Here is a 20,910-nt window from a genome sequence, read left to right as displayed (position 1 = left end):
AGAGTAAATTTATAGTATCGTATTGTAATAAGCATGATATTTGCAAATAACAAGAGATTATCGAAAAATTATCAAATGATAAAAGTCTCTTTTAAGCTATAATCAATATTAATGAATAAATTGAAATCCATTTTTGCAATATTCATTGTCTTCATTTTTTCCAGCGCCGTAAGCGGGCAAAATTCATTCGTTGATTATCAAAAATCTTTCGCTAAAGTTGCCGATGTATTTCGGCGGAAGGAAGATACTCTGCGCAAACAATTTGAAGCAAAAGGTTTAAAATGGCCGGCAAAATATATTTACATCCGTTCATTTAAATACGACAGCCAGTTAGAAGTATGGGTAAAAAACAGCACCAGCGAGCCTTTCAAATTATTTAAGACCTTTAAGATATGTGCAATGGCGGGCTCTCTTGGGCCCAAAAGAATGTCGGGTGATTACCAGGTACCGGAAGGCTTTTATTATATTAATGAATTTAAACCCAACAGCACCTATCACTTGTCACTGGGACTAAATTATCCCAATTCATCAGACAGAATGCTGAGTGACTCCCTGTATCCGGGTGGCGATATTTATATTCACGGATCGTGTGTAACGGAAGGCTGCATTCCTATTACCAACGATCAGATTGAAGATTTATATGTGATTACAAGCTATGCCCGCGCGATGGGACAGGATTATATACCTGTACACATATTTCCCATACAATTCAATAACCCGCGAAGTGTAAGTTATTTAGAACGGTTCCTGAAAATTTACCGCAATTACAAAACCCTTACAGATAACTTGGAAGCAGCTTATGATTATTTTGAAAAATACAAACAGGTACCTGTGGTGATGGTTAATGCAAAGGGAAATTACCTTGTTGAAAATGTAGAGCCAGTCGAAAAAAAGGCTGATAAAGTAAAAAGGACTTTACCGGAAAAGAAGATACCGATACCCGAAAGTGAATTGGCAAAAGTGGTCAATAATCAACCTCTTTATCCCGGCGGGTCCAAAGCCTTTCAAAATTTTCTTGATGAAACAGGAAGAGAGCTTGCCCCGCTTTTAGATGAAGGACAAAGAGCCGCATACCTTGTTGTGGATTATATTATTGATAAAGAAGGGAAACCCGTATATGCCCGTGTGGTAAAAGGTGGTAACTATGATATAAATGAAGTGATTGAAAAAAAATTTGAAAGTATGCCAAACTGGAAACCTGCCATACGCCAGGAACAACCTGTGGCTTTCCGGCTAAAACAAACTATGGTTATTGAAGCCGCTCCGGGCTCATAACTATTACCTGGTACAGGTTGCAAGATACAAGTTGCACCCCTGAGACCTGCAACCTGTGACCTGAAACATCCTTTTATCCCTCCCATTCTACTATCCTCCTTGTATCATAATCATACTTCAGTTGTATCAAAACCGTACAGTACGGCGTTCAAAAGCTTCGCAATAAGCTGGTTTTCAATTATTTCAATTCATGGCATTAATTTTATACAAAGTAGGGCTAAGTGCAGTGAGTGAAATATACGGGGAAGGGTAAAGCAGATTTATATACATTTATTCCTTACACCCTGTTCCTTAAAAAAATGATATTATGATAGAACTTACCAACATTTCTAAATCGGTTAATGCCGGCGGACAGAAAACCTATATTCTTAAAGACATCAACTTCAGGATAAACCAGGGTGAATTTATTTCCATAATGGGTCCTTCGGGCTCCGGCAAATCTACCCTGCTGAATATTATAGGTATGCTTGATGACCCTTCCGAAGGTTACCACTATTTTATGGGAGATGCCGTACACCTGCTGAAAGAAAAACAGCGGTCACAACTTTACAAAAAATACATCGGCTTTGTTTTTCAGGCCTACCATCTTATTGATGAACTAACGGTTTATGAAAATATTGAAACGCCGCTTATTTACCAGGACATGAAATCATCTGAGCGCAAAGCCATAGTTGCCGATGCACTGGATCGTTTCCAGATAGTGGGTAAAAAGGATCTTTTTCCAACACAACTTTCAGGAGGCCAGCAACAACTGGTAGGCATTGCACGGGCCCTTGTAGGTAAGCCCAGCCTGCTGCTGGCAGACGAACCTACCGGTAATCTCAACTCCAAACAAGGTGAAGAAATAATGGATCTGTTCAAAAAACTGAACCAGGAAGAAGGCGTAACCATTATACAGGTAACCCATTCCGAAAAAAATGCAGAATACGGTTCCCGGATCATTAACCTGCTGGATGGGAAAATAGTTTGATAAAGGCTGTTGAAATAAAAATCAATCATACAATGCGAAAGCTAATACAAGGAACAATAGTATGGGGGTTGACATGCGCAATATGGATAAACGGCCAAGCGCAGGGCGGATCATTTTCATTGAAACAATGTGTAGAAACCGCACTGAACAATAATATCCCGGTAAAACAAAATGAGTTGCTTGTGCAATCGGCAAGGGCCGACTGGCGAAAGGCTAAAGCCAATTTACTTCCCAACCTGAACGGAGACTGGGGCTATGGCTGGAACCAGGGACGTGCTATTGATCCTTTTACCAACGGCTATATTGATCAGCGGTTCTCATCTTCAGGTGCAGGTTTAAGCGCGGGGCTTACTTTGTTCGGTGGTTTGCAGTTGCAAAATCTTATCCGCCAAACAGGATATGCCTATCACGCCAGTGAAATGGAATGGCAGCAATCCAAAGACAAACTTACGCTGGATGTAATACTTGCCTATTTAACCGTATTAAATAATGAAGACACCTGGAAAATCATGTCGGAACAGACGGAAATAACCCGTAAACAGGTAGAACGACTAACGGCTATGGTAAACGAAGGTGCTGTAGGCAGCTATATGCTGTCTGATATGAAAGGTCAGCTATCGGGTGATGAACTGGCTGCCATCAATAACTACAATGCATTGCAAACTGCCAGGCTGAATCTCAGCCAGCTTATGAATATTCCTTATAACAAAGACATGCAATTAGAAAGACTGTCTGAAGGGGAACTACTGGAGATGTATCCACACAACTCCGCGGAAATATACACTGCTTCCCTGCAAAACCTTGCGCAGGTTAAAGCGGTTGATTTGCGGGTAAAAAGCATGGCGAAGGGGGTGAAGGTGGCAAAAGGCGGATACTATCCTTACTTAAGACTCAATGGCAATCTCAACTCTAATTATTCCAGCATCTCTGCACGGTCGGTTCCAACTACGGTTACTGAAGTGAATACAGGACAATATGTATTGATTGACAATATTAAAAATCCTGTGCTGGAACAACAACAAAATTACACAGCACAAAAAATATCGTACAACAGCCAGTTCAAAAACAACCTCGGAAGTTATGTTGGGCTGAGCCTGAGCATTCCCATCTTTAATAATCTGCAGGTAGCCACTAATGTAAAAAAAGCAAAACTCAGCGAAAAGAATGCCGTATACGAAGCGGAGAACACCAAACTTATCCTGAAACAAAGCATAGAAAAAGCATACCAGGATATGGCATCCACCTACGAACGTTACAAGGTGCTGCAGGAGCAGGTTATCCAATACAAAGAATCATTCCGCTCAGCAGAAATCCGTTTCAATATGGGCACCATTGTTTCCACGGAATACCTGCTCACTAAAAATAATTACGACAGGGCTAAACTCAACCTTACACAAACCTGGTACGAATATATTTTCCGCACCCGGATATTAGACTTTTACCAGGGAAAACTGGCGTTATAATTTTCAGTCTGCTCTTCTGTGGCAACTATACGGAAACTTGATATGCCCTGTTTGGATAAGGAGTTTTAAAAAGCTAAACCTGCAAGAAACATATTCGCATGGAAGAAATTATTTTTTATGGTAGAAGAAAGCCCTGAAGGAGGTTATATAGCCAGGGGGCTGGGCGTATCTATCTATAGCAAGGCGATACAATGGAAGCCTTAAGAAGCGCTGTGGTGGATGCCGTACGCTGCCATTACGAAGATGGAAAGAAAAGAATTATCCGCTTACATATTGTTAGAGAAGAAGTTATTGCTGCATGAGAATCCCCCGGGACCCCAGTGGCCGGTACCTGGTCAGTCACCTAAAATCATACGGTTATGCTATAAGCAAACAAACCGGAGGTCAATATCCCCTTAACGACCAGTAAATGAAGAAATTTCACAGCAACTCTTTGGCTAAGGTTAACCCCAAAAAACTTTCTCTTATTTATTATACATTTACAGCAAATAACACAACAGCTATGCACAACAGAATGATAATCAAAAACACCTTACTGTTTATTTTACTCACCATAAACATTGCATTTGTTCAGGCCCAAATTAACCCTGCAGATAAACTTCCTGTTGATACTGCTGTTACCATTGGCAAATTGCCCAACGGACTAACCTATTATATTCGTCCCAATAATAAGCCCGAACAAAAGGTGGAACTCAGGCTGGTGCTTAATGCAGGCTCCATTAATGAAGACGACGATCAGCTTGGGTTGGCGCATATGGCTGAACATATGGCTTTTAATGGCACCAAGAATTTCAAAAAAAATGAAATCGTCTCCTTCCTGCAGGAAATAGGTGTTGGTTTTGGAAATGACCTTAACGCCTCCACTTATTTTGATCAGACGATCTACATCTTACCCATTCCTACCGACAAACCCGGAAACGTGGAAAAAGGATTTAGCGTACTGGAAGACTGGGCGCATAATGTTACCTACTTAGACGAAGACATAGACAATGAACGTGCGATCATCCTGGAAGAAAGCCGTTTGGGAAAAGGAGCGGGAGAAAGAATGTTCAAAAAGATATTGCCCAAATTACTAATCGGGTCACTATACGCTGAACGTTTGCCCATAGGCAAAGACAGTATTATTAAAAACTTTAAACACGATGCTATACGCCGGTTTTATAAAGAATGGTATCGCCCCGAACTAATGGCTGTAATTGTTGTAGGGGATATTACAAAGGAAAATGCCATGGCGATGATAAAAAAACATTTCGGAGGTTTAACCAATCCCGCCGAAACACGTCCGCGCCTGCAACCCCCCATACCTTCATATACCACAGATGATGCATTAGTAGTTACCGATAAAGAAGCTACCAGTTACCAGGCCATTGTTGAATTTCCGGCCTATAAATCAGATACAACTACTACTTACAATGATTATAAAAAAGAACTGGTAAAAGACCTGTTTGTAACCATGCTGAATAAACGCATGCAGGAACTTACACAACAGGCAAATCCACCCTTTGTATATGGTGGTGGATCTTTCAGCAATATTGCCAGGGGATATGAAAACTTTGAACTGTATGCAGTTTCGGGTGATAAAGAGCCCACCAGTGCATTGCAGGCTGCCCTGGAAGAGCTGGAGAAAGTTAAACGATTTGGTTTTACGGCGCCAGAGCTGGAAAGAGCCAAAAAAAATATGCTGGCCGCTTATGAAAAAAGTTATAACGACAGGGATAAAAAAGAATCATCTGATTTGGTAGAGGAATATATTCAGCATTACCTGCAGGGATCGCCCATTCCGGGTATTGCTGCGGAATATAAAATGGCCAGGGATTTTTTACCGGCTATCGGTCTTGAAGATGTAAACGCCATTGCTGATATTTTAAAGGGAGATCAGAACGTATTTGCATTTATTATGGGACCGCAGAAGGAAGGCGTACAATTACCTTCCTCTGCCGCACTCTTACAAACAGTGGCGCTTGCTGAAAAAGCTGAGGTAAAACCCTATGAAGAAAAAGTGATAGCCACCGAATTATTAACGGTATTACCTAAAGCAGGAAAAGTAACCGGCAAAAAAAGCAATGCACTAACCGGCACAACCGAACTTACTTTATCAAATGGCGTTAGCGTTACACTCAAGCCTACCGATTTCAAAAATGACGAAATACTGATGGCGGCATCCCGGTATGGAGGTACAAGCAACTACAGGCAGCCCGATAAATACAATGCCGCTTACGCTTTGCCGGTAGTGAATGCCATGGGATACGGCAGCTTTTCTCCCACAGACCTGCAAAAAGCATTATCGGGCAAAACCATATCCGCCACGCCGTTTATAGGTGCCACTACCGAAGGCATCAATGGCAGCTCAACAGTAAAGGACCTGGAAACCATGTTTCAACTGGCATACCTGAAATTAACGGAACCGCGTAAAGACAGCAGCCTGTTTAAATCTTTCGTACAAAAAAATAAAGCGCAACTGGCTTTATTAAGCTCCAATCCTCAAGCTGCATTTTTTGATACGGCTTTCAAAGTTTTTTATAATAATAATCCCCTGGCGCCCATCAACGTGCCTAAGGCAGCGTATTTTGACAGCATACAGGCAGACAGGGCTTTAGCTATTTACAAGCAACGCCTGGGAGATGCCGGAGGCTTACATTTTGTTTTCACCGGTAATTTTAAGGAAGAGCAGATCATTCCTTTAATTGAAACCTATATCGCCGGCCTGCCGGCTACAGCCAGGAAAAAAAGTTATGTTGATCAGAAGGTAAGACCTATAAAGGGGAAAAAAGAATTAACGGTTTATAAAGGTGAGGAGCAAAAAAGCCTGATCCTGTCTTTTTATTACGGAGACATTCCGTACAACGAAGATCTTGCGCTAAAAGCCAGCGCCCTTACAGAAGTGCTCAATATTCGCATTATTGAAGAATTGAGAGAAAAGGTACAGGGCATTTATGGAGGTGGTATTTATGGAGGATTGAACAAAGCGCCTCATCCTTCTTTCCAGTTGGTTGTGCAATTGCCCTGCGGTCCGGAAAAGGTAGACACACTCCTGAAAGCTATGCAAAACGAAATAAATGCCATTATTAAAAACGGTCCGAGTGAGCAAAACCTCAATAAAGTGAAGCAGCAATGGCGCGAATCACACAAACAGGAGATGAAAGAGAACGGTCCCTGGTCCAGCCATCTTTTAGCAGCAAAAACAGAAAGCAAGAACATTGACCGCTTTATTCATTTTGAGCAGTATATGGATAAATTAACCACCAAAGATGTACAGGAAGCTGCGCGACTGTTACTGAACGGCAAAAATCATTATACAGCCATTCTTATGCCCGCCGATGCGAAAAAGAAATAGGGCATTTGTTAAAAAAAAAAGAAGTGTTCTTGGATGGAATTGCGGAGGCCTGAATATGCAGAAGCATCAAAATACGACACATTTCGTATTTTAAATGCAACTTAATTGCTGCTCCTGTTTTGAGAGCAATAAGCTATTTTTTATCAGATTGCCATTGATTGTGACTGTAGGGGGCATAGCTTTTCCATTAGCATTATGCCAGGTTGTTTTTCATAGGAAGGGAAGATGATCATTGTTGTTATGCTGCTTTAGAAAGGGAAGTGCTCTTTCATCGTCGCTTGGCAATTTTTACGGCATTACTGCTTAATATACCAAAAAATATCCAGGCTATTTCTGCCTGTTGGGTTTTTGCTTTTATTTTATTGAGAAGATAGTGTTGTTTTTCATTACCAAAGCTGCCTTCCAGGTGTGTACTCCTGAGTTTACCCAATATGCTGCGCATTTGAGATTTCTATTCTTCCTGCTTACCCTGCCTTCCTTTGGCAACAAAGCAGGTGGCTATATGCTCTGTAGTACAATACTTTCTGTTTGCATTAGTGCCATAAATAGCATCGGCTCCCATCTGGCTGCATTTGCCAAAATAACGGCGCTCCATATCAATAGTGCTTTGGATGCGTATGCCTTCGGTAAAAGCATCAAAGCTTAGATGCTCAATAAAACTGATGCCATCTACATGCAGTTTATTTACTCTGGCTCCAAATTCCGTTGGTCTGGTTTCTTTACCTCTTTTTATTGGGTGTATATAAGGTATATAAGGTTTGTGCAACGATACGATCCGGTTGGCACTGTAGCTTCTTGTCCAAAATACATGCTCCATTGCTGCTGCTTTATTTGTTCTATAACGGGTAGCCGGTTAAGATTTATTTTGTTCACAGGCTTGCCCCTCAGTTCACCAGCCTGTTGCAATAACCGGTCTAAATATTTCAATAAACTCCGCATAATTTTTTTCTGGCACGGTTGGTTTTCTTTTTGCGTTTGGCATAACTGAGATAGTATTTTTTATGCTTGTCATGATTAGCACGACTGCGGCGCAGCTTAAGTTGTTTGCGTATACGGTTGATCAGCGCAAATACTTACTGGCAACATTTCCAGATCAATTTGGCATCCGTTGGATAGGTAACATAACTTTCATAACAGGTAGCATCTGTAAAACCTATGTGCCTATTGCTCATATCTGCTTTTCATTCTGATGCCAAATGAACCTGCCATTTATCAATATCAAGATGCTGCCCTAAATATTTTATCCAGCGACCTGGCAGATCACTGTCTTTTATTTTTTCATACACTTTCAGGGGAACTCCACAAAACATCTGGAGTGCCCAATCTGTATTGAGCCTTTCTACCAGCATGGCATCGCTGAGCTGAAGGTAGTGCTTGGCTATCATTAATGCAATACCACCTTCTACTGCTAACCAGCTTTTGCATCCCTTACCACTTAACTCGCCTTTTGGCGATGGCACTAAGGCCGCTAACGCTTTAAATGGAACCGACTGATAAAGCTTACCAAGGTCGGTATCTAAAAATCATTGACTTTGTAATGCAGGAGTGAATTCAAATAAAAGATTACCTACATTCGCTGTAAGTTTTTTTGTCTGCCTCACTTTGATCACTTTTTGTGCCATTGTGAGGCTTTTTTGCAGCTATGCACACTGCCAAACCCTTTGTGGATAACTATTGGCGTTTTCAGGGATACCCTATATAGTTGGCAGGACTAACATACTTATTCAATTTCAGCTCTGCTGTTTTACTGTTTGCACTCATTTCCTGTTGTTCAATTATTTTACCGGTAATGGTAACCAGCCTGAGCGTAAGTTTACTTTGTCCTGATCTGTTTAATTCAACACGTATAACATTTCTCATCTACAAAACCATAGCTATTGGAAATGCCATTGGTTCCGGTGGGGTAATATAATTTTCCGATAGTAGTACAAATCATCATATGTTAAGTATAAGCATGTATCTTTTGAATTATTATACAAAAAATACCACCCGCAGGGCTAAACTAAATATTAGGGTTAATTTTGCGGTCTTTAAGCTATCACTTATGCGTAATATTAACATTGGACTGGTTCAAATGAGTTGTACGGCAAACAAGGCGGAGAACCTGCAAAAAGCGATTGAAAAAGTTCATGAAGCGGCTCAAAAGGGAGCACAGATCGTATGCCTGCAGGAACTGTTCACTTCGCTTTATTTTTGTGATGAGGAGGATTATGAAAATTTCAAACTGGCAGAACCCATACCCGGTCCTTCAACAGACGCATTGAGCAAAGTAGCTAAAGACGCTGGAGTAGTAATTATCGCATCCTTGTTCGAAAAAAGAACAGAAGGCTTATACCATAATACTACTGCCGTGCTTGATGCCGATGGAACCTATTTGGGTAAGTATCGCAAAATGCATATTCCTGATGATCCTGCTTATTATGAAAAATTTTACTTTACACCCGGCGATATTGGATACAGGGTATTTAAAACAAAATTTTGCACCATTGGTGTATTGATATGCTGGGATCAATGGTATCCCGAAGCTGCCCGCATAACCGCACTTATGGGAGCAGAAATATTATTTTACCCTACCGCTATTGGCTGGTCCACTTCACAGGATGAAGCCACCAATACCGAACAGTACAATGCATGGCAAACCATACAACGCAGCCATGCTGTTGCCAATGGTGTACATGTTGTAAGTGTAAACAGGGTGGGTTTTGAACAGGAGGGGAATATGAAATTCTGGGGCGGATCTTTTGTTGCCAACCCGTTTGGAACCATATTATACCAGGCTCCTTACGATAAGGAAGAAGTGCATGTAATACCGGTAGATACATCAAAAACCGATCAATACCGTACACATTGGCCTTTTTTGCGCGATCGCAGAATTGACAGCTATCAGCCTATAACAAAAAGATATATAGATGAGGATTAGCATTCCCATGGGTTAGGTAGCATCATCCCTATATCATAAACATCATCAAAAAAAGTAAAATTGAAATTCATACATACACTCTTTCGTTCATTAGATGCAACAGCTTCCGGGAATTTTAAGGAAAGCGATTCAGATATTGCGGCCCCCGGACTTCCTACATTTAAAACGCCTAAAAAACTGGGCTACTATTTCCCGGCCGAGTTTGCACCGCACAGCGCTACCTGGCTGAGTTGGCCGCATAAAGAGGCATCATGGCCAGGAAAGATAAATGACATTTATCCTTATTATGCCCAATTTATTAAAGCAGTAAGTGAAGGAGAAAAAGTAAATATTAATGTAAATGACGAAGCCATGAGGTCATTTGCTATTCAATGCCTTGCAGATGCAGACGTTGACCTGGCCCAAATCAAATTTTTCATTCACCCTACCAATGATGCCTGGTGCAGAGATCACGGACCGGCATTTCTTATTAATCCCAAAGCGGAAAATAAAAAGGTAATCGTTGACTGGAATTATAATGCATGGGGAAACAAATATCCTCCGTACGACTTAGATGATATAATTCCAACTTTAATAGCCAACGAATACAATATTCCGGTATTTCACCCCGGTATTGTTATGGAAGGCGGCTCGGTTGAATTTAACGGACAGGGAACCATCTTAACTTCCACTGCCTGCCTGCTCAATCCTAACCGCAATCCGCAACTTAACCAGCAACAAATTGAAGACTATTTACGCCACTACTATGGGGTTGAACAAATATTATGGGTGAGTGAAGGTATTGTGGGCGATGATACGGATGGACATATTGATGATACGGTGCGCTTTGTAAATGAAGACACTGTGCTTACAGTTATAGAAGAAATCAAATCGGATGAAAACTATGCCCTTCTGCAAACCAACCTGAAAGAATTAAAACAAATGCGCTTACTCAATGGCAAACAACTCAATATCATTGAGCTGCCTATGCCTGATGCAGTTGTTTATGAAGATCAGCGCCTGCCTGCATCTTACGCCAATTTTTATATCGCCAATACAGCAGTCATTGTTCCTGTTTACCGCTGCAAGAACGATGATAAAGCCCTGCAGATTATACAGGAGTGCTTTCCCGACCGAAAGGTAGTGGGCATTGATTCTTCCGATATAATTTGGGGACTGGGAAGTTTTCATTGCCTTAGCCAGCAGGAACCAAGTGTGTAAAATGTTTATGGTTTGGAAGTTTGTGGTTTGGAACGGGATGGTACAAGTTACATGGAAATGCCCCTGCAACCTGTAACCTGAAACCCGCAATCTGAAACCTACTTTACCAAAACTTTAAGCACTAATCAGCGGCATTTGCCGTTCATAAAAAGCATTGTTTGTAATTTCGTTATCTTACAGTATCACGAATGAAAAGCATTTTTCCATACCTTTTTTTATTGTGCATAAGTAGCATAGGATTAAACGCTTTTGCCCAAAGCGGTAAAAGCAGTTTCCTTACAGAAATGGGCGTGCGTGAAGATTCCATGAAGTCTTATGCATATGATATTGTAAATGCACGGCAGCCGGCTGACCGGATTAAAGCGGATAGTATTTTTACCCGTATGCTGGTAAGGGCGTTAAAAGAACCCCATTCTTTTTCCTATCCGTTCGATTCACTGCAGAGCATATCCCGGCTGTATGCACCGGATAGTAGCTTTCGCATTTTTACATGGCAGTTGGTAAGAGATGAAACAACATTCCGGCGACATGGCGCCATACAAATGAATACAGCGGATGGTTCATTATCATTATACCCGCTCCTTGATAAAACGGAATTTGTAAAAGACATTGACAATGCCATAACGGATAATGAAGAATGGATCGGCGCCCTCTATTATAAAATTATTCAAACCAGCTACCGGGATAAAAATTTCTATACACTTTTAGGCTATGACGAAAATAGTTTCAGGAGTACCAAAAAACGCATTGAAGTATTAACTTTCAACAATGGCAAGCCCGTTTTTGGAGGCCCGTTTTTCAGTTTTGAAGAAGATAGCCTGCCCAAACCTGTTCAGACAAGATTTTCAATTGAATATAAAAAAGAGGGTAATGGCAGTATAAAATACGATAAAGAATTGGGCATTATTATATTTGATCATCTCATTTCAGAAAACAACCAACCCGAAAAAAAATACACGTATATACCCGATGGAGATTATGAAGGTTTTAAATGGGAAAAGGGTAAATGGGTACACATCAATAAAGTATTTGATTTTAAATTACAGGATGGCCAGGCCCCCGTGGAAAAACCAGTCTTTCAAAATAACCCGGATCAGAATTCTTCCCCGGGCAAAAGGAAGAACAGGTAGCCATTTTATTTTACCGGCTATTTATGATTCATTTTATACTGCATGTAATTAGTGTTTCTGATTTTAATATTCCCTAAACGGCATTAATTTTCCGTTTAACGTAAATAGCAGACCGCTGAAAAATTTTATTTTGCACTCTTCAAAAAGCCGGTAAGAATTTTAAATTAATCGTTAGCATGGCGCAAACGCGTAAAGATAAAACGAAGTGGCAAAAAGTACGAAAGTTGTTCAATGATATCCATCTGTGGCTGGGACTAACCAGCGGGCTTTTTGTGTTGGTTATTTGTTTCAGTGGCACCGTATACGTATTCAATACCGAAATAACAGAAATAGCTGCGCCTCACTTATACAAAGTACAGCCCATGCCCGGAGTGAACCGCATGCCTGCGGATGCATTCGTTGAAAAAATTGAACAGGCATCCGGTGGAAAAATTACTTCCGTAAATATCTCTGCCGATCCCGAACGCACCTACCAGTTCAATGTAAAAAAGAAAGACGATAAAAGCCGTTTTGGTACAGCTTATATGGTGAATCCATATACCGGTGCTATTGTTGGGAATTCATTGGAAAAGAACAGTGCTAAGGAATTCATGAGCACTATGTTCAGCCTTCACCGCTGGCTTTTACTCGACAAAATTGAAACACCCATTTTTTCCGGTATGACCAATCGTGAACTGGGCAGCAAAATATCCGGCTGGGCCACAATCCTGTTTACATTGGGATGCATTACCGGGCTGATCATTTGGTTTCCGCAAAAACTGCGTGCATGGCGGCAGGGATTAAAAATAAAAATGAGCGGCAACTGGAAACGCGTTAACCACGATCTGCACAATTCCTTGGCCTTTTATTCATTGTTTTTTTTATTGCTGATGGGGCTTACAGGTCCGCAATGGTCTTTTGAATGGTACCGCAACGGTTTACAAAAAACCCTGGGCACTTATAAACCTAAGGATGCACAGGCTGATAAAAATGGCTTACAGGAGCGTACCGCCGGAAAAACGGCAGAGGAAAAAAAGAATAGAGAAACGGCCGAAACCAGCCAGGATGCAGTGACGAATAAAAATGAAAGCCAACGGCTAAGTATAGCTGCATTTATAAAAGAAGCAGATAAGCAGTTACCCTACAATGGCAATTATGCTATCACGTTTCCACCCGATGCAAAATCAACGGTAGCGGTTAATAAAACCCGCGTAGGCTTTTTTGCGCCTGCCGCGGCAGATCGTTTATCCATAGATCAGTACTCAGGTGAAACCACTAAGGCCGATATATTCCGTAACAAACCCTTAAATGAACAGATCGCAGGCTCCATTAAAGCCATTCATGTAGGGAATGTATATGGCACATTTACCAAAATATTATATTTTATTGCTTGTCTTATAGCTACGAGCCTGCCCATAACAGGAACACTGATATGGTTCAATAAATTAAAGAAGAAGAAAAAACCATTTAAATCTATCCCGCAAAAAGCTCCTGCATATAAAACGGGGAGATTAACAAATGCCTGATCCGGCTATTGATTTTTAAAAGCAGTGCTTCACTTCTCACGTTTCATGCAGCACTAGCCGCCATTGATGCAACCGCCTTCGCTGCAATCCACCCGCTTGTCCATGCATGTTGAAAATTAAACCCGCCGGTAATCCCATCTACATTCAATATTTCACCGGCGAAGAATAAACCAGGATGCTTTTTACTTTGCATGGTATTTACATCTATCTCAGATACATCTATTCCGCCACAGGTAACAAACTCTTCTTTGAAAGTGGTTTTTCCTTTCACTTCAAAGGGAGCGGCGGTAAGCAGTTGTATCAATGTATTTTGCTGCCTGGTCAACAGTTCACTCCAGCGTTGTGTTTCAGCAATATCACTTTGCTGAAGCAGGTAATGCCATAACCGGGCAGGCAACGCAAAGGGATGATGCAGGTATATTTTATTTGCACCATATTGTTGCCGCCAGTCCGGCCATGATTTCCGCAACTCCTGTTCCGAAAATTCGGGTACCCAATTTACAAGAAGTGTGAAATGATATTGATTTGCTGCGAGTTCTTTTGCACCCAGGGCACTCAGGCGCAATATACAGGGCCCGCTCATACCCCAGTGGGTTATCAGCAACGGGCCTTCCGCCATTAATTTCATTCCCGCAATTTTCGCAACAGCCTTTTCCACACTTATGCCCATTAAACCGGTAATGGTATTGCCCGGCATATTAAAAGTAAATAAGGAAGGAACGGGTGATTCAATATGATGTGCTGTGGATTGCAGCCAGTTGTACTGTGAAAGTTTAGGATAGCCTCCGCAGGCCATGCATATAAAATCTGCATCCAGAAATCCGGAATCTGAAAAACAGATATTGAACTTTTTGTTTCCTGTACCATGTAACTGCTGTTCATCATTCATTTTAATTTCCTTCACTTCAGCATTCATGCGTATATCAACCTCATAGCGGTTGGCCTCTTTGAGCAAACATTCGATAATCGTTTCCGATTGGTTTGTTACAGGAAACATTCTTCCATCACTTTCTGTTTTGAGCGCTACCCCTCTTTCTTCAAACCACCTGATGGTGTCGGTTGTAAAAAAATGATGGAACGCTTTTTTTAAAAAATGAGCGCCACGGGGATAGTTTTTGATCATCTCATTTATTTCAAAACAATGATGGGTAACATTGCATCTGCCGCCACCGCTTATTCTCACCTTCGACAATAGCTTATGGCTCTTTTCTAATAAGGTTACTTTTAATGCGGGGTTCATCCTTGCCGCATTTACAGCAGCAAAAAACCCTGCAGCCCCGCCACCAATTACAACCAATTGCTTTTGCTTCATTTATTTAACTAATTTAACCTTATCAATTTTCAAAATTAAAGCTAAGGCTACTTTGTTTTACTATTGCATAAAATTGCTTGCCCGGTGTAGTTTATTATTCTTTTTCAGAAGAAAAATTACATGTGGTTTTCCGCTGCATACACTAAGGGGACCAGCGATCATCGCTTCCAATCACCCCAATTCCATGCTGGATGCCGTTGTTATAGCCTGCCAATGCAAACAACCCGTACATTTTACGATCAGGAGCGACATGTTTAATAACCCTCTATTTCGCCTGCTCTTAAAATTTTTAAATGGCATACCTGTTTACAGGGTATCTGAAGAAAAAGAAAAACTAAGAGAAAACTTCACCTCTATTGATCTTTGCAGGAACATACTAAAAAACGGCGGGATCATTATTATTTTTTCGGAAGGCATTACCGTGCACGAATGGAAGCTGAAACCGTTAAAAAGCGGCACGGCAAAAATTGTACATTATGCACTCTGCGATGAGCAACTCAGGTATACACTACAGGTAGCGCCTGTTGGCTTAACCTATAGCGATTATGAACACCCGGCGAAAACCCTTATCGTACAATCGGGGGAAATATTTTATCCCGGAAGGCTTCCGTACAATGAGCATACAGGTGCATGGAAACAGGAATTCAATGCACAGCTATTTCAGAAACTCCATTCGCTTGTTCCGGCTCTGGGAACAGATAAAGGAAAAACTAAAAATTTATGGCAGGCTATTCTTACCAATGTAACGCTTAGGGACAACTGCAATAACCTTATTAAGCACATCCATCACCAGGGATATCTTTTATCAGCACAGGATTTTGAGCCGCCCCTGTATCAAAAACTGAAAAGATCCTTTTTTCCACTGCATTATGCTGATTATTATAAAAGCTTTGCAATAGCAGCTTTATTGTGCATTCCCGCACTGGCAGGGTTTGTACTTAACAGCCTGTTTTATTTTCCGGTAGGTGTGTTTGCAAGAATTAAAACAAAAGGCACTATTTTTTATGATGCCCTCCTTTTTGGGTTACTCACTATATTGTATCCTGTATATATAATGCTGACCTCAGTATTATTGGATTACTTTACTTCGGCGCCCTTTTGGTTATGGATATTTATCATCCCGTTCACCGGATGGTGCAGTACAAAATTTTGGATGTATATGATGAAAATTAAAAACTATCTTATCCTGGAACCTTCGGAGAGAAGATATGTCCAGGAATTAATAACAGGAACGGAAGTCAATAATAAGAAGCATCAAGATATTCGTTCGCCTTTTCATTAGCCTCTATTTCCGAAAAGGAAGACAGTATATCTGGTTTGTTTTTCTGCACACAAACCGTATGTTCATAATGTGCAGCAGGTTTGCCATCTTTGGTTTTTACCGTCCAGCCGTCTTCTTCGTAGTAAACTTCTTTTTTACCCATATTGATCATGGGCTCAATAGCGATTACCAGGCCTTCCTTCATTTTTAAACCGGTTCCTCTTTTGCCGTAATTGGGCACCTGGGGATCTTCGTGCAACTGTTTACCCAATCCATGGCCTACCAGCTCGCGAACTACTCCATATCCGTGCTTTCTTTCTGTATGCTCCTGAACAGCAAAAGATATATCGCCGATCCTGTTGCCCGCAATTGCTTTGTCCACTCCTTTGTATAAAGATTCTTTTGTAACCCTGAGCAATTGCTTTACATCATCTGTAAGTGTACCTAAAGCAAAGGTATAAGCGCTGTCGCCGTGGTATCCGTTCATAAATACACCTACATCCACGGATACAATATCGCCTTCCTTCAATACTGTGTTATTGGGAAAGCCATGTACCACGGCATCATTTACGGAAATACAACAGGTAAAGGGAAAGCCTTTGTAATTTTTGAAAGAAGGAACAGCTCCGTTATCGCGGATGAATTGCTCTGCTAATATATCTGCCTGTAAAGTAGTAATCCCGGGTTTTAAAAACTTAGCTACCGTTGCTAAGGTGGCGCTAACCAATAAACTACTTTTACGGATTAACCCGATCTCATCGTTCGTTTTATAATAAACCATTTTGTTATATCGAAACAGGTGATGTAGTTTGTCTTCCCTGGATGCGCCCGCTTTTCATCAAGCCATCATATTGCCGCATGAGCAAATGTGTTTCAATTTGTTGCAGGGTATCCAATATTACAGCAACCATAATCAGAAGAGAAGTACCGCCAAAAAATGAGGCAAATAACGGCGTAACCCCGGTTCTTTGAATAAGTCCGGGTAATATACCTGCAATGGCAAGGAAAAATGCGCCGGGCAAAGTAATTCTATCCATGATCTGCCCAATATAATCGGCAGTAGGCTGCCCCGGTTTAACGCCGGGAATAAACCCGTTGCTTTGTTTTAAACTGTCGGAAACCTGTTTAGGATTAAATATCAGTGCTGTATACAGAAAAGTAAATGCAATTACCATTACGCCGTATACCAGCATATACCAGGGGTTGCTCGGATCAGAAAAGATCCTGGCGATGCCCTGTCCGCTCTCGAATGAAGAAAAAGAAATAAGTGTAGGCAGGAACATAATAGCCTGTGCAAAAATGATAGGCATTACGCCGGCAGCATTTACTTTTAAGGGAAGAAATTGTCTTGCCCCGGTAAATTGCCTGTTTCCCACTATTTGTTTGGCATAATTGATGGGTATTTTTCTTACCCCCTGCACCAAAATAACAAGTCCGAGTATAACGGTTATCAGTACCGCAATTTCAATAAGGAAGAAAATCAAACCACCACCGCCTTTTACCTGTTTTGCCCCGAATTCCTGGAACATTGCTTCGGGTAATCTTGCTAAAATTCCCACCATGATAATAATGGAAGTACCATTACCCAAACCTTTGTCCTGAATTTTTTCTCCCAGCCACATTACAAACAAAGTACCTGAGGTAAGCAATACCACCGTTGATACCCAAAAATAAGGCTGGTAGGCCTCGATAAGCGCATCCCGGTTTTGATTGGTAAGATATGCTACAAAAGTACCTGCCTGCAATAAAGTTACCGCAGCGGTAAGATAGCGGGTCCACTGATTGATTTTTTTTCTGCCTGTATCACCCTCTTTCTGGATTTTCTGCATTTTAGGAACCAGGATGGTCATCAACTGCATGAAAATAGAAGCAGAAATGTAAGGCATGATACCTAACGCAAGAATAGAGGCCTTCGAAAATGCACCACCTGCAAAAGTATCAAACAACCCCAGTAAACCCTGGCTGGCTTTATGAGAAAACTCGGAAAGTTTATTGGGATCAATACCTGGTAAAACGATATGTGTGCCAAAACGATATATCAATAACAGCAGCAAGGTTACCAATATCTTGTCTCTCAGTTCTTCAATAGTCCAGATATTCTTCAGTGTCTGAATGAATTTCTTCACGAAATGTGCGTTTTAGTTTGAGCGCCAAATGGAAAATAACCCATTTAAAATGCGTTATGCAAGGTAAGGAAATTTACTTTACTATTTCAACGGTTCCACCAACAGCTTCAATAGCAGTTTTGGCTTTCTCGCTAACGGCATCTACTTTAAAAACAAGCTTGGTTTTTAAGTCGCCATTAGCCAGTATCTTAACTTTCTCACTTTTCTTTATCAGCCCGTTAACATACAGGTTTTCAACCGAAACTTCCTGCAAATCATATTTTGCCGACAGTTGTTCTATTTGCCCGAGGTTAAATACTGCGTATTCAACACGATGCGGATTTTTGAATCCACGCTTGGGTAAGCGACGCTGAATAGGCATCTGTCCGCCTTCATGTGCCATTTTACTTTTATAGCCAGTTCTTGCCTGCTGGCCTTTATTACCTTTTGTTGAGGTTCCGCCATGCCCTGAAGCTTCACCGCGGCCTAAACGTTTGTCTTTATGTGTGGCGCCTTTTGCGGGCCGTAACTGATGCAGTTTCATGTTTATCTTTTTTACTCAACGCCCGGAAAACATTCGGGCTCGCATATTAATAAATGAAATATCTTATTCGTTAAAGTAAATTGCAAAATAAAACGTGGAAATATCTTCTTTCATTCTCACATTTCCACACTTACATATCTGCCTGCCGGCAGGCGGGTTTCCATATTATTGTGCTTCTTCTACTTTTACCAGGTGGTTTACTTTATTTACCATACCCAGTATTTGTGGGGTAGCTTCTACCTCTACAGTAGCATTTAATTTTTTCAGTCCAAGAGCAGACATTGTTTTTTTCTGACGCTCAGATCTGTCAATTATGCTTTTAACCTGTGTGATTTTGATCTTTGCCATGATTAATTATCCGTTGAAAACTTTTTTAAGTGCTATTTTTCTGTCTTTGGAAACCGCTATAGGTTCACGCAATTGCGATAATGCCTTAAAAGTAGCCTTAACCACATTATGGGGATTAGCGGAACCCAGGGATTTGGCCAGAACGTCTGTAATACCGGCGCTTTCCAACACGGCACGCATGCTTCCCCCGGCAATTACACCCGTACCATGAGCAGCGGGTTTGATCAGCACCTTTGCGGCGCCTTCTTTTGACCATTGATCATGTGGAATGGTTCCTTTCATTACCGGCACCCTGATCAGGTTTTTCTTTGCATCGTCAATGCCCTTGGCAATAGCCTGCTGCACTTCCTTTGCTTTTCCCAAACCATGACCTACTACACCGTTCTCGTTGCCTACCACAACCAGCGCAGAAAAGCTGAACGCCCGTCCACCCTTTGTCGTTTTAACAACACGGTTAATAGCAACCACTTTTTCCTTGAACTCTAAGTCGCCGGCTTTTACCTTGTTTAAACTTACTTTTGACATTATAAACTTGTTATTGGTAATTATAATTTCAGTATCAAAAAAATCAGAATTTCAATCCGCCTTCCCGCGCACCATCGGCAACCGCCTTAATACGTCCATGGTATAAATAACCGCCACGATCAAATACAACAGTGGTAACTCCTAAAGCCGCCGCTTTTGCGGCAATCGCCTTACCTACCAGGTTACTCTGCGTTACTTTGGGTGATTTTTGCGCACTGATATCTTTGTCTTTTGTAGATGCAGCAGCAAGCGTAGCGCCATTTTCATCATCTATCAATTGTGCATAAATATCCGCGTTACTTCTGAATACAGATAACCTGGGTCTTTGCGCAGTGCCAGATACCGTTTTGCGTATATTGTACCTGATCTTTTGTCTTCTGATAACTTTAGCGTCCATTTTCTTTTATTTTTTTGTCCGATACTGCCGGACCAAATGTTCAAATTATTTACCAGCAGCTTTACCAGCCTTACGACGAAGCTGCTCACCTGCATATTTAACACCCTTTCCTTTGTAAGGTTCAGGTTTACGCAGGCTCCGTATTTTAGCCGCAACCTGTCCCAGCAATTGCTTATCTGTACCTTCCAATGAAATGGTAGGATTCTGTCCTTTCTCCTGTGCAGTTGTTACCTTTAATTCCTTAGGTATTTCAAAAACAATATTATGCGAATACCCTAAGGATAAGTCGAGCAGGTTACCCTGGTTCGAAGCCTTAAAACCTACCCCAACCAACTCCAGTTTCTTTGTGTATCCATCGGTAACACCCTTTACAAGGTTGGCAGTAATGGCACGGTATAAACCATGCAGGGCGCGGTGGCGTATCTGGTCGGTTGGACGTGAAAAGTTCACTTCACGGTCTTTCACTTCAACTTTGATATCACGATCTACCGACTGTTTCAATTCGCCCTTTGGACCTTTTACAATTACTACATTATCACTACCAACGGTAACCGTAACACCTGCAGGAATTATAACGGGTTGTTTACCTATACGAGACATGTTAATTTGAGATTTAAAATT

General features: G+C 41.3%; 21 protein-coding genes. 9 read left to right on the top strand and 12 right to left on the bottom strand.

The features are described 5' to 3' along the window. Nucleotides 1–111: 111 nt before the first annotated feature. The 4 genes from FRX45_RS04335 to FRX45_RS04315 all read left to right on the top strand — a co-directional run bounded on the left by FRX45_RS04335 (nt 112) and on the right by FRX45_RS04315 (nt 7,042). Entirely contained in the window at nt 112–1,275 is a 1,164-nt protein-coding gene (locus FRX45_RS04335; RefSeq protein WP_226804947.1) for a L,D-transpeptidase family protein, read from the top strand. Between the two features lie 307 nt (nt 1,276–1,582). Beyond that, the gene (locus tag FRX45_RS04330) at nt 1,583–2,245 is read left to right on the top strand and encodes an ABC transporter ATP-binding protein (protein ID WP_152267177.1); all 663 of its coding nucleotides are present in this window, start codon (nt 1,583–1,585) and stop codon (nt 2,243–2,245) included. Between the two features lie 32 nt (nt 2,246–2,277). Then, nucleotides 2,278–3,708, top strand: coding sequence for a TolC family protein (locus FRX45_RS04325; RefSeq protein ID WP_152267176.1), 1,431 nt, complete (start codon nt 2,278–2,280; stop codon nt 3,706–3,708). 409 nt (nt 3,709–4,117) lie between these two features. Next, the gene (locus tag FRX45_RS04315) at nt 4,118–7,042 is read left to right on the top strand and encodes a M16 family metallopeptidase (RefSeq protein WP_226804945.1); all 2,925 of its coding nucleotides are present in this window, start codon (nt 4,118–4,120) and stop codon (nt 7,040–7,042) included. 268 nt (nt 7,043–7,310) lie between these two features. Here the strand turns inward: FRX45_RS04315 and FRX45_RS23170 are convergent, their stop codons facing one another. The 4 genes from FRX45_RS23170 to FRX45_RS23165 all read right to left on the bottom strand — a co-directional run bounded on the left by FRX45_RS23170 (nt 7,311) and on the right by FRX45_RS23165 (nt 8,902). Continuing rightward, nucleotides 7,311–7,484, bottom strand: a complete 174-nt coding sequence (locus tag FRX45_RS23170; RefSeq protein WP_193311578.1) for a hypothetical protein — start codon at nt 7,482–7,484, stop codon at nt 7,311–7,313. A gap of 9 nt (nt 7,485–7,493) precedes the next feature. After that, the gene (locus FRX45_RS04310; RefSeq protein WP_152267175.1) at nt 7,494–7,859 is read right to left on the bottom strand and encodes a hypothetical protein; all 366 of its coding nucleotides are present in this window, start codon (nt 7,857–7,859) and stop codon (nt 7,494–7,496) included. A gap of 364 nt (nt 7,860–8,223) precedes the next feature. After that, the gene (locus FRX45_RS04305) at nt 8,224–8,502 is read right to left on the bottom strand and encodes a transposase (protein WP_152267174.1); all 279 of its coding nucleotides are present in this window, start codon (nt 8,500–8,502) and stop codon (nt 8,224–8,226) included. Between the two features lie 223 nt (nt 8,503–8,725). Continuing rightward, nucleotides 8,726–8,902 (bottom strand): hypothetical protein, encoded by a 177-nt coding sequence (locus FRX45_RS23165; protein WP_193311577.1) that lies wholly within the window; start codon nt 8,900–8,902, stop codon nt 8,726–8,728. A 184-nt stretch (nt 8,903–9,086) separates the two neighbouring features. Here FRX45_RS23165 and FRX45_RS04300 point away from each other — a divergent pair, with 184 nt between their 5' ends. The 4 genes from FRX45_RS04300 (at nt 9,087) to FRX45_RS04285 (ending at nt 13,797) form a co-directional block, all read left to right on the top strand. Further along, complete coding sequence (locus tag FRX45_RS04300) at nt 9,087–9,962, top strand: carbon-nitrogen hydrolase (RefSeq protein WP_152267173.1); 876 nt, start codon at nt 9,087–9,089, stop codon at nt 9,960–9,962. Nucleotides 9,963–10,022: 60 nt separating this feature from the next. Next, nucleotides 10,023–11,162 (top strand): agmatine deiminase family protein, encoded by a 1,140-nt coding sequence (locus FRX45_RS04295; RefSeq protein ID WP_226804943.1) that lies wholly within the window; start codon nt 10,023–10,025, stop codon nt 11,160–11,162. A 188-nt stretch (nt 11,163–11,350) separates the two neighbouring features. Beyond that, nucleotides 11,351–12,292, top strand: coding sequence for a hypothetical protein (locus FRX45_RS04290; protein WP_152267172.1), 942 nt, complete (start codon nt 11,351–11,353; stop codon nt 12,290–12,292). A 176-nt stretch (nt 12,293–12,468) separates the two neighbouring features. Further along, a complete protein-coding gene (locus tag FRX45_RS04285; protein WP_152267171.1) occupies nt 12,469–13,797 on the top strand; it encodes a PepSY-associated TM helix domain-containing protein in 1,329 nt (442 codons plus the stop codon). A gap of 43 nt (nt 13,798–13,840) precedes the next feature. Here the strand turns inward: FRX45_RS04285 and FRX45_RS04280 are convergent, their stop codons facing one another. Then, entirely contained in the window at nt 13,841–15,109 is a 1,269-nt protein-coding gene (locus tag FRX45_RS04280) for a BaiN/RdsA family NAD(P)/FAD-dependent oxidoreductase (protein ID WP_152267170.1), read from the bottom strand. Nucleotides 15,110–15,161: 52 nt separating this feature from the next. On the opposite strand from FRX45_RS04280, the gene FRX45_RS04275 reads away from it, so the two are divergent. Further along, nucleotides 15,162–16,391 (top strand): 1-acyl-sn-glycerol-3-phosphate acyltransferase, encoded by a 1,230-nt coding sequence (locus tag FRX45_RS04275; protein ID WP_152267169.1) that lies wholly within the window; start codon nt 15,162–15,164, stop codon nt 16,389–16,391. Here FRX45_RS04275 and map read toward each other — a convergent pair. From map to rplF, 7 genes are all read right to left on the bottom strand, one after another. Next, a complete protein-coding gene (map, locus tag FRX45_RS04270) occupies nt 16,348–17,151 on the bottom strand; it encodes a type I methionyl aminopeptidase (protein ID WP_152267168.1) in 804 nt (267 codons plus the stop codon). The genes FRX45_RS04275 and map overlap by 44 nt on opposite strands. A gap of 4 nt (nt 17,152–17,155) precedes the next feature. Beyond that, nucleotides 17,156–18,496, bottom strand: coding sequence for a preprotein translocase subunit SecY (gene secY, locus FRX45_RS04265; protein ID WP_152267167.1), 1,341 nt, complete (start codon nt 18,494–18,496; stop codon nt 17,156–17,158). A gap of 73 nt (nt 18,497–18,569) precedes the next feature. After that, entirely contained in the window at nt 18,570–19,019 is a 450-nt protein-coding gene (gene rplO / locus FRX45_RS04260) for a 50S ribosomal protein L15 (protein ID WP_152267166.1), read from the bottom strand. A gap of 165 nt (nt 19,020–19,184) precedes the next feature. Further along, nucleotides 19,185–19,367, bottom strand: a complete 183-nt coding sequence (gene rpmD / locus FRX45_RS04255; protein ID WP_152267165.1) for a 50S ribosomal protein L30 — start codon at nt 19,365–19,367, stop codon at nt 19,185–19,187. Nucleotides 19,368–19,373: 6 nt separating this feature from the next. Beyond that, the gene (rpsE, locus tag FRX45_RS04250) at nt 19,374–19,892 is read right to left on the bottom strand and encodes a 30S ribosomal protein S5 (RefSeq protein ID WP_152267164.1); all 519 of its coding nucleotides are present in this window, start codon (nt 19,890–19,892) and stop codon (nt 19,374–19,376) included. 43 nt (nt 19,893–19,935) lie between these two features. Further along, the gene (rplR, locus tag FRX45_RS04245) at nt 19,936–20,289 is read right to left on the bottom strand and encodes a 50S ribosomal protein L18 (protein ID WP_152267163.1); all 354 of its coding nucleotides are present in this window, start codon (nt 20,287–20,289) and stop codon (nt 19,936–19,938) included. Between the two features lie 45 nt (nt 20,290–20,334). Next, complete coding sequence (gene rplF / locus FRX45_RS04240; protein WP_152267162.1) at nt 20,335–20,889, bottom strand: 50S ribosomal protein L6; 555 nt, start codon at nt 20,887–20,889, stop codon at nt 20,335–20,337. Nucleotides 20,890–20,910: the final 21 nt, after the last annotated feature.

Origin of the sequence: Agriterribacter humi (assembly GCF_009192765.1) — a bacterium.
Lineage (GTDB): Bacteria > Bacteroidota > Bacteroidia > Chitinophagales > Chitinophagaceae > Agriterribacter > Agriterribacter humi.
Note: the sequence above shows the minus strand (reverse complement) of the source record. Positions and strands in the feature narration are given on the sequence as shown.